This is a genomic window from Anoxybacteroides rupiense (assembly GCF_014196195.1).
GTDB classification, from domain to species: domain Bacteria; phylum Bacillota; class Bacilli; order Bacillales; family Anoxybacillaceae; genus Anoxybacteroides; species Anoxybacteroides rupiense.
In genome coordinates this window covers 22,499-31,835 of record NZ_JACIDF010000018.1, presented here as the reverse complement: position 1 = coordinate 31,835, position 9,337 = coordinate 22,499, and the positions used below count along the sequence as shown (strand labels likewise).

8 protein-coding genes and 3 pseudogenes are annotated in these 9,337 nt (G+C 42.1%); 3 read left to right on the top strand and 8 right to left on the bottom strand.

The annotated features are described in order from the left end of the window. Window positions 1-128: transposase (locus GGQ95_RS17720; RefSeq protein WP_183187189.1), on the top strand; the 128-nt coding region annotated here is incomplete at its 5' end. A 225-nt stretch (window positions 129-353) separates the two neighbouring features. Here GGQ95_RS17720 and GGQ95_RS17715 read toward each other — a convergent pair. The 3 genes and pseudogenes from GGQ95_RS17715 to GGQ95_RS17705 form a co-directional block, all read right to left on the bottom strand. After that, window positions 354-1,448: a DUF1648 domain-containing protein gene (locus GGQ95_RS17715; protein ID WP_183187238.1), complete on the bottom strand. Its 1,095-nt coding sequence runs from the start codon at window positions 1,446-1,448 to the stop codon at window positions 354-356. Then, window positions 1,441-1,833 carry a GntR family transcriptional regulator gene (locus GGQ95_RS17710; protein ID WP_080859534.1) on the bottom strand — a complete coding sequence of 131 codons (393 nt, stop codon included), beginning with the start codon at window positions 1,831-1,833 and terminating at the stop codon, window positions 1,441-1,443. The genes GGQ95_RS17715 and GGQ95_RS17710 overlap by 8 nt, the downstream gene beginning before the upstream one ends. A 251-nt stretch (window positions 1,834-2,084) precedes the next feature. Beyond that, window positions 2,085-2,496 (bottom strand): annotated as a pseudogene (locus GGQ95_RS17705) (tyrosine-type recombinase/integrase); the annotation flags it as partial. Window positions 2,497-2,944: 448 nt separating this feature from the next. Here GGQ95_RS17705 and GGQ95_RS17700 point away from each other — a divergent pair. Further along, a pseudogene (locus GGQ95_RS17700) lies at window positions 2,945-3,920 on the top strand (DMT family transporter). Between the two features lie 165 nt (window positions 3,921-4,085). Here GGQ95_RS17700 and GGQ95_RS17695 read toward each other — a convergent pair. Further along, a complete protein-coding gene (locus GGQ95_RS17695) occupies window positions 4,086-4,421 on the bottom strand; it encodes a YuzD family protein (protein WP_044745117.1) in 336 nt (111 codons plus the stop codon). 28 nt (window positions 4,422-4,449) lie between these two features. Here GGQ95_RS17695 and GGQ95_RS17690 point away from each other — a divergent pair. Further along, window positions 4,450-4,751, top strand: a pseudogene (locus GGQ95_RS17690) (NifU family protein). A gap of 44 nt (window positions 4,752-4,795) precedes the next feature. On the opposite strand, the gene thrB reads toward GGQ95_RS17690, so the two are convergent. From thrB to GGQ95_RS17670, 4 genes are all read right to left on the bottom strand, one after another. Next, the gene (gene thrB / locus GGQ95_RS17685; RefSeq protein ID WP_183187237.1) at window positions 4,796-5,725 is read right to left on the bottom strand and encodes a homoserine kinase; all 930 of its coding nucleotides are present in this window, start codon (window positions 5,723-5,725) and stop codon (window positions 4,796-4,798) included. Further along, window positions 5,722-6,783 (bottom strand): threonine synthase, encoded by a 1,062-nt coding sequence (thrC, locus tag GGQ95_RS17680; protein ID WP_183187240.1) that lies wholly within the window; start codon window positions 6,781-6,783, stop codon window positions 5,722-5,724. The genes thrB and thrC overlap by 4 nt, the downstream gene beginning before the upstream one ends. Further along, complete coding sequence (locus GGQ95_RS17675; RefSeq protein ID WP_066148924.1) at window positions 6,783-8,081, bottom strand: homoserine dehydrogenase; 1,299 nt, start codon at window positions 8,079-8,081, stop codon at window positions 6,783-6,785. The genes thrC and GGQ95_RS17675 overlap by 1 nt, the downstream gene beginning before the upstream one ends. Window positions 8,082-8,257: 176 nt before the next feature. Next, window positions 8,258-9,253: a 2-hydroxyacid dehydrogenase gene (locus GGQ95_RS17670; RefSeq protein ID WP_183187239.1), complete on the bottom strand. Its 996-nt coding sequence runs from the start codon at window positions 9,251-9,253 to the stop codon at window positions 8,258-8,260. Window positions 9,254-9,337 lie beyond the last annotated feature (84 nt).

The following is a 9,337-nucleotide window of genomic DNA, read 5'->3' as shown; positions in this document are numbered from 1 at the left end:
TTCTCTTCCCTTACACGAATGGATTTATTGAGGGAATAAACAACAAGATTAAAGTCATCAAACGAATGTCATATGGCATTCGGAACTTTAAGAGACTAAGAAATAAAGCTTTATGTTCACTCATCTAGTCAACTACAAAAAAAGGGCACTTCGATAAGTGTACCCCAACAATTGACATAGAGCCATAAAAAAATAAAAATCTCCAACAGGATGATAGGTAATCATTCACCAAAAGAACGTAAGAACCAAAAATAATCGGTCTTGACACATTGTTCAATTTGGAAAAACGAAGCCCTTTATGAATGAATTTCTGTAGTCTGTTTTTGAATATTGGCTACAATGGCTCCTTATCCCTACACGAACCGAGCAAAAAGGAAAAGCATGAAACCAAAAATGAAAGGAAGAAGTAAAAGGAACCAGCCTGTTGGGCTTCCTAAGTTAATTGTAAAACCGTTTCCTGACCTCTGCTCCACAAATATTGCCGGATCTTCCTTATTAACATAAAATATCCCGCCTTTCCAATATTCATCATTGACACTGTTTACTATTTTGCTCTTACCAATATTTGATTCAATTTCGCGTTCAATGGACTGTTTCTTTACAGAAAACATAATCGCACCTAATATAGCAATTAATACTGCCCCAAAGAAAACCATCTCCGATATCATTGAATCAATCACTTGGATAAATGAAAGCTGTATGAAAGATATAGATATAACTAATAATATGGAAATGATATTGACAAAAATGCCTTGCTTATATCTAATTACTTTATTTTGTTCACTAGAAATTTTTGGGGATTTAATATTCAAATTTTGTTTACTACGAATAATTGCTTCTTGAACCATGATAAAAATGATTGTTACAAACAATTGAGAGAGATTAAAAACAAATACCATTCCTACACTCTTTTCACCATAACGATCGACTTTACCTGAAGCATCATGGTGAATAGGTAATATATTTGGAATGTCATTATAATACCAAACAATAAAAAAAACATTTAGAAAAATCATGATAAATGGTATAGGATACCACATTAGCAATAAAGATAATTCTCTTCTGAATTTAGTATCAATAGCAACCATTTGTGTTGCAGGTTGGTTAGCCATATTGCTATTGATTTGACGTTTTATTCGTACATGCGCTCTTATGTGTATGAAAATATTGGCTATAATAAATAAGGGCACTGTTATAGCGCTAAAATAAAAATGTGATTGAGAGAACCATTGGATCATAAATGTTGAAAGTGCTAAAACCACTCCTACAATGATGTTCATTAAAATGCTTTTTCTAATGATTTGTGATATTTCTATTTTTTTCCATTGATCATCGGAAAGGGGAACTCCAAATTTGTAACTAGAACGTAACCAAACAGGGCTAATACTTGATATAAAAATAATCACAATCCAAAGGATAAAGATGAAAATTAACTGTATATTATTCATTTATTTTCCCTCCTTTAATATCTTTGTACAATTCATCTACAATCTTTTTTAATTGGATATTTGCAAATCCATAACATATACTTTCAGCTATAATTGGACGCAGGGCTTTCTTAACACTGGACATATTTTTTTCATCCTCTTCAGTATGTGATCTAGTTGCAACAATCCCCCTACTGTTATGCATTGTCAGAAGTCCTTTTTGTTTTAATAATGAATATGCTTTATTCACAGTATGTATATTAATACCAAGATCCGCAGCTAAACTGCGAATGGATGGTACTTCTTCGCCGGGTTTTAAGTTACCATTAGCCATATTTTCAATAATCTGATTACTTAGTTGTAGATAAATGGGAGTTTCTGATTGTAAATCAATTCGTATTATCATAATAACCACCTAATAACAAATGTTATATATATAATATATCATTTGTTATTAATTTACAATATTTTTTTATTGCACCCTCTCACTTTATCAACAGAGGTTCTAGTGAAATGTAAAACAAAGGGAATGTTTTCGGAAGATAAAATATCAAAGAAACCTTCTCGCTCGTATGCTCATAAAAAACGCTACGTACGAGACAGATATGCACAATCGTTTTTTTTTACGGAAAGCTTTAGAAATGTGGCCATAGTAAATGAGATCGGAACGGTCCGGACCTTTATGCCCTTTCCCACGATGCGGATGCGTTTTAACTTCAAATCTAAGTCTGTTAATTTGAGATTCGACAGTTCTTCCACACGCAATCCCGCATAGGTAAGCAGATAAACAAACGCATGGTCGTGGCGATATTTCTCCTTGAGATCGCCCCCGACTTTGTATCTGTTTTTTACACATCCGATGCAACAAGTCCTCAAATTCTTCATCCATCAGTCACATAATTTTTTCGTTATCTTCATCAGCCGATTTTAAATCCTCGATGTCTTTCATCGGGTTCTGTTCGCTCTTATGATGTTCGACCGCCCACGCACAAAAACTCCACAGCGAATGGAACCGCCGATTGATCGTGGAAATGGCCAACGTTTTCCCTTCTGCTGGATTCAACATTTGCTAGGAGTTTTTAGCTTAGCTTATAGATTGAATGCCGATAATTAGTTATTATGTTTATGATGCATTCATGAACATCCTGTGAAACAAAGAAACCTCCCTTGAGTTTGCATTATTCTGCCTCATATATAAAAACAAAAAATCCCTGCCAAACGGCAGGGACTTAGAAAATCGTCTCTCACTTCATAAGTGGTGAGTCGTTCACAGGTTTACAAATACGATGTTCCTCATCTAATGCGGTTCTGACACCATCTCATATGGGTGGTCAAAAGAAAGGGCTTTCCATCTTCAAGCTTGTATTTATCGATACCCCTTCTCCTCCATCTCTGCTAAAATAAGTCATATACCCCGCCCAGATCTAGTGGGTTGATGCAAATAGGGCAAGCGAGGGAAACTATTTTATCCACATGTATGTTTTAGATCATTCAATCACATGTAAGAGGTGAGCTCATTGCGTCCGATTTTCTTAGGAATTTGTGCGGCCTTCTTCTTTGCCTCCACTTTTATCCTTAATCGATCAATGGAATTATCTGGAGGGAGTTGGGTGTGGAGCGCATCACTGCGATTTATTTTTATGGTACCGTTTCTTTTTCTTATTGTCGCTTCACGAAAAAACACGCGGGCTTTGTTTCAAGAGATGAGAAAGCATCCTAGCTCTTGGTTCGTATGGAGCTTGGTCGGATTCGGGCTGTTTTACGCCCCGCTTTGCTTTGCTGCCATGTATGCTCCAGGCTGGCTGATTGCCGGGACGTGGCAATTTACGATTATATCCGGGTCGTTGCTCGCTCCTCTTTTTTTCGAGACCATCGAAACGCCACAAGGATTGAAAAAAGTTCGGGGAAAGATTCCTAATTAAAGGGCTGGCGATCTCATTGATCATTTTTTTCGGCATTATTCTTATGCAGCTTGAGCAAGCCAACCATGTATCTTGGCGCACGGTTCTGCTCGGTGTTGCGCCAGTCATTGTCGCTTCCTTCGCTTATCCGCTTGGTAATCGTAAAATGATGGAAATTTGCGGCGGCCGTTTGGATAGCTATCAGCGAACGCTTGGAATGACGTTGGCCAGCCTGCCATTTTGGCTGCTCTTATCGCTATACGGGTTGCTGACAGCAGGCGCACCAAGCAAGGAACAAATCATCCAGTCACTGCTCGTCGCTATCTTTTCAGGAATTATTGCTACGATTCTTTTTTTTCAAGCTACCGACATGGTGCGCAAAGATATGCATAAGTTGGCGGCTGTTGAAGCAACACAATCAATGGAAGTGCTTTTCGCCGTGTTCGGAGAAATCCTCCTCTTGTCGGCTCCCATGCCTTCAGCCCTTTCATGGTTCGGCATGCTAGCCATTGTCATCGGTATGATTTTGCACAGCTACTTTTCCCGAAGGCTGCATGCTTCTGCTTCCAGTCAGCAAAGCCTAAATGCATAAAAATGTCAGGCGTGCGGACGATCCAATAAACACCCATTGACTGGCTTGATTTCTAGCCCAATCATTCCATATGTTTAGTAAAATAATGGTTCATCAACACTTGTGTAAAAATAAAACACGGCCGCCAAGTTTATAGGAAAAACTTTTGACGGCCGTGTTTTATTTTTACAGTTGCTCAACGGCTTGATAACCGTATTGCTCCATTTTTTCATAAATGGCCCTTAGCTTCGGATTTCCTTCTCCCACAATTTCTCCTTCCACAACCACAACCGGGTAAAATAAATCCTCTTCAATGACCTTTTCCGCAAACGCTTTCTTAACCTCGTCATCCGGCGGATTAAAAATATCGACATATGTGATAAGAAACGGCTGATCCGGATATTTCCGTTTAATGGCGGCTTCCAGCCACTCATACGTTTCTTTTGAAGAGGGCAAATTAACACACGAAGCACATATGACCTCTGCCCCATATACGCATATTTCCACTTGCTTCAACGACATAGGCGGCCACCTTTCCTCTCTATGACAAATAAAGTTATTAGATTTTTTTCTTTATACCGATTATAATAAAGTTAAGGAAAGGAGTCGATAAGAATGAGCGATTTGGAAATTAAAGAACAAGTACAAGAAGTGTTAGATAAGTTGCGCCCATTCCTTCTTCGCGATGGCGGCGACTGCGAGCTTGTCGACGTTGAGGACGGCGTAGTTAAATTGCGCTTGCTTGGTGCTTGCGGCAGCTGCCCAAGCTCAACCATCACTTTAAAAGCCGGAATTGAACGTGCTCTTTTAGAAGAAGTGCCAGGAGTCGTTGAAGTAGAGCAAGTATTCTAAACATAAATAGAAGGGTGTCCTAAGCGGGACGCCCTTCTCTTCTTTTACCTATCCATTTCATATGCTTCTAAGGTTGTTTTATACACTTGACTTCCTTTTGGCTCGACGGTTAACGTTTCAACCTGGCAATGCTGAAAATGAGGAGCCAATCGTTCTCTTACATGTGCTCCCTTTCCAGGCTCAACAAAACAAAGGATGGTTGGCCCTGCGCCGCTCAACGCTACACCAAACGCTCCATATTCCTTCGCAAGCGGCAGGACAAGCGGTAATTCTGGAATCAGCTCTTGACGATACGGCTGATGAAATAAATCGCATTCCATCATCTTTCCGGCCAGCTCCCAGTTTTTCATGAGCAGTGCAGCGACTAAAACGTTGCTTATAGCGCTTGCCTCTACTGCTTCTGCCCTAGTGAACGATTGCGGCAGAACGCTGCGTGCTTTTTTTGTCTCCAATTCATAGCTGGGAATGACGGCGACCAAATCGAGATCAATATCAGAAAGATGGACAATCGTCGTTTCCTCGTTACGATGACTGCCAATGACCAGTCCTCCATATAATGAAGCGCCAACATTGTCAGGGTGCCCCTCATAAGCAGCAGCCAGCCGTATTTTTTCCTCCATTGTCAAGGATAAGTCCGCAAGCTCATTAGCTAATTCAATTCCAGCGACAACAGCGGCAGCGCTGCTCCCAAGTCCGCGCGTAAATGGAATATCGCTGGATACCTTGACAACGCAAGGCGGCAGGGCACGCCCATACTGGCGGGCGAGGCGTTCTACCACTTGAAAAATCAAATTTTCCGTTCCTTGAGGGATCGTTTGAACTTCGGCCGTTTGAGGAATAAAGCGCCATTCATCGCCTTTATGCACTTCCAATTCTAAATAACGAGAAACGGCAAGACCAAGAGAATCAAATCCAGGTCCTAGATTAGCCGTACTGGCTGGAACAACGATCTTTAGCATCTCTCCTTCTTTCATTGGCGAACAGCCCCTTGAATATGCTCAAATACGACCTGCTCCTCATTTGGGAGAACAAGCGGCTTGATTTCTGCCACATCGATGGCAATCGCCGGATCTTTTAATCCATTTCCAGTAAGCACGGCAACGACTGTGCTTCCGCTGCTGATTTCCTTGTTATTTCTCTGCTTGATGACCCCTGCCAGGGATGCGCATGAAGCTGGCTCGGCAAAAATGCCTTCTTCTCTGGCAAGAAGCTTATAGGCCGTCACCATTTCCTGATCGGATACTTCATCAATTTTCCCTTTCGATTCGCTAGCGGCCTGCACCGCTTGATTCCAGCTTGCCGGATTGCCGATGCGAATCGCGGTTGCAATCGTTTCTGGTCGAGTAATGACCTGGTTGCGGACAATCGCTGCCGCCCCCTCTGCTTCAAACCCGCGCATTTCTGGAAGACCCGTGCCTTTCGCTTCATGATACTCTTTAAACCCTTTCCAGTAAGCGGTGATATTTCCCGCATTACCAACAGGAATCGCTAGTACATCCGGTGCTTTTCCCAACTGATCGCAAATTTCAAAGGCCGCTGTTTTTTGCCCTTCGATTCGATATGGATTGACCGAGTTAACAAGGGTAATTGGCGCCATTTCACTAAGCCGGCGCACCATTTTCAAGGCCTCGTCAAAATTGCCCTCAATGGCGAAAATTTCCGCTCCATAAATCGAGGCCTGAGCTAGCTTGCCCATTGCAATTTTCCCGTGCGGAATCACAACAATGCAGCGCAATCCTGCTCTGGCCGCATACGCGGCCGCTGCCGCAGAGGTGTTTCCTGTCGAAGCGCATATAATCGTATGGCTTCCTTCCTCCTTCGCCTTGGCGACAGCCATAACCATTCCCCTGTCTTTAAATGAACCTGTTGGATTGGCCCCTTCGACCTTTACATAAAGATCGATTTCAAGCAACTTCGATAAACGCTCCAAGCGAATAAGCGGAGTATTTCCTTCATTTAGTGAAAGAAGCGGGGTTTTTTCTGTAATCGGCAAAAAATGACGATATTCATGCAATAATCCCTTCCACATCATCAATTTCCATTCCCTTCTACGCGGTACGAGCTTTTGACTTGATGAACAATTTCAAGATCCCTTAAACGCTGCAAAATGTCTTCGTAAGCCTGCTGTGAGGCCCTGTGAGTAACAATGACAATCTCGGCCAGCCCTTTTTCTTTAAGCGGAAGCTGAAGAATTTTTTCAAAACTTACCCCCTGCTCAGCAAAAATTGCGGTAATTTTAGCAAATGCCCCCACCTCATCCTTCACATGGATGCGTACAAAATATTTAGAAAAGATTTCTGAACGTGATTTTAGACGCTTCTCGTATTGCGGGGCGACTGCACTTCTACCGTTGACGCCAAGCCGCATATTTTTCATCACCGCCACCAAATCCGATACGACAGCGGTCGCGGTTGGCAAGCTGCCTGCTCCGGGCCCATAAAACATCGTTTCTCCAACGGCTTCCCCGTATACATATACAGCGTTGTACTCGTCGCTCACAGAAGCAAGCGGGTGTGAATCAGGAAGCAGAGTCGGCTGCACGCTGACTTCGGCTTTATCGCCATCACGATGGGCAATACCGATTAATTTCATCGTATAACCTAAACGTTTGCTATAATCTAAATCTTCTTCCGTAATATCCGTAATGCCTTTTACTTGTACATCTTCTAAATCGATATTCATAGAAAAACCAAGACGGGCCAAAATCGCCATTTTTCTGGCTGCATCCAATCCCTCAACATCCGCGGACGGATCGGCTTCCGCATAGCCAAGAGCCTGGGCTTCTGCAAGCACTTGCTCATAAGGCATCCCGTATTTGCACATTTTCGTTAAAATAAAATTAGTCGTTCCGTTGACAATCCCCATCATTTTTGTAATGCGGTCAGAAGCTAATCCCTCGACAAGGCTTCGCAAAATGGGAATGCCCCCTGCAACGCTGGCTTCATAAAATAAATCGCATCCGTTTTCTGTTGCTGTGGCCAGCAATTCCGAACCATATAAGGCCATTAAATCTTTATTAGCCGTCACTACGTGCTTTCCTTGCTGCAATGCTTGCAAAAGATGCCTTCTCGTTTCTTCAATTCCGCCCATTACCTCAATAATCACATCGATCTCTGGATCGTTGATCACCTCATCAGCACGGGTCGTCAGCAATGAAGTGTTCACCTGAACATCACGTTCCTTATATACATCGCGCACAAGAATCTTTTTCACGACAACAGGGCAACCCACTTGATGGATAAGCTGATCCTGATGGTTTTCAATGATTTTAACTACACCGCTCCCCACTGTTCCTAATCCTAATAAGCCTACTGCAATCGGTTTTGCCACATTTTCCACCCCTTTTGTTTCTCCTATATGTACATTTGTTCTTTTATAGTAGACATTATAAAAGATATACTTTTCTTTTACAATGATTATTTTATTATCATATATTCTGAAAACGCTTAACATCAAGTAAATTCAGATAATTTTTTATTCATAAAAATTCCCCGCATAGCGGGGAATTACGCATTATGACGGTTGAGTAACCATTCTTTGTTTACAAGCGTTTTTGGCGTCTCGCCTTTTAAGACAGCCAGTATATTTTGGCAGCATAATTCCATCATGTTACAGCGCGTTTCAACGCTTGCACTGCCAATATGAGGCAAGGCCACGACATTTTTTAAGGAAAGCAACGGATGAGAAGGATCAATCGGTTCTTTTGTAAACACATCCAATCCTGCACCTGCAATCTCTTGTTGAACAAGCGCCTCGTACAGGGCAGCTTCATCAACAACCGCCCCTCTTGAAGCATTGATAAAAATCGCGGAACGCTTCATCATTTGAAAAGCGGAACGATTAAAGAGGTGCCGAGTTTCCTTCGTTAAAGGAGTCAAGCAAACGATAAAATCAGATTGCTGCAAAAGCTCGGAAAAAGAACAATAGACTGCGCCAAGCTGCGCTTCCGCCTGCTCGTTTCTCGACCGATTGTGATATAAAATGTTCATGTCAAACCCTGCAGCGCGTTTGGCCACCGCTTGGCCGATTTTTCCCATTCCAACAATTCCAATAGTCTTATGATGAACATCCGTTCCCGCCAATAGAAAAGGGCTCCAGCTTTTCCATTCGCCGTTTTTGATAAATTCAGCAGCCTCTACCATACGACGCGCAGCAGCTAACAATAACGCAAAGGTTAAATCCGCGGTTGTATCCGTTAATACATCTGGTGTATTACAAATGGCGATTCCCTTCTCCGTTGCCAGTGGGACATCAATATTATCAAAACCGACAGCTAAGTTGGCGATAACCTTCAACGATTTTCCAGCTTCCATTATTTCCCCATCGATTTGCTCTGAAAGCATCGTTAATAGCGCATCCGCTTTCGTCGCTTCCTCCAACAAAACTTCTCTTGATACAGCTACATCTTCGTAAGGCCACATCGTCACTTCCGCATATTCCTTGAGAGGTGCAATGATTTCATCTGGCAATTTTCTCGTAACAAAAACATACGGCTTCACTATTGCCCCATCTCCTTCCTTATACGATCATCTTTCTTTTTCATCTTATCATAAACAAAACAAAAAAAGATTTCTCTTGATCGATTG